This is a genomic window from Alkalibacterium iburiense, assembly GCF_039521845.1.
In the GTDB taxonomy this organism is placed as follows: Bacteria; Bacillota; Bacilli; order Lactobacillales; family Carnobacteriaceae_A; genus Alkalibacterium; species Alkalibacterium iburiense.
The window spans coordinates 1-455 of record NZ_BAAACW010000052.1 but is presented as its reverse complement, the minus strand read 5'-3'; the positions used below and the strand labels follow the sequence as shown (position 1 = coordinate 455).

At 40.7% G+C, this 455-nt stretch carries 1 protein-coding gene; it reads left to right on the top strand.

Features of this window, described 5'->3' with window-relative positions; all coding sequences use genetic code 11:
- On the top strand, nt 1–455 hold a 455-nt coding region (locus ABDZ53_RS04235; protein ID WP_343754307.1), incomplete at both ends, for an RNA-guided endonuclease TnpB family protein.

The window sequence follows — 455 nt, the reverse complement described above, 5'->3', positions numbered from 1 at the left end:
AACAACCAAGGCGGAAATATCCGAATTGAAGAGAAAAAAATCAAACTTCCAAAAATCGGTTTCGTGAAGCTGAACCAACACCGTCCATTTGAAGGCATCATCAAGTCGTGCACGATTTCCATGAACAAATCTGGAAAGTATTTTGTCTCCATTTTGGTAAAATCAGAAGACAAAGAAGCAGAAGCTGCCGAACGGAAAATAGGGATTGATTTAGGTATTTCCGATTTCGCTATCACTACCAATGACTTAGGTGAGACAGAGAAGCACAAAAATCCAAAACATCTGTACAAATCAGAAAAGAAACTCAAAAAAGCGCAGCGTTCGTTGTCCCGCAAACAAAAAGGCGGGAAAAACCGCACCAAAGCCCGCTTGAAAGTGGCGAAAAAGCACGAAAAAATTGCCAATCAACGGAAGGATTTCTTGCATAAGCTATCGAAGAAGATTACGGACGAAAA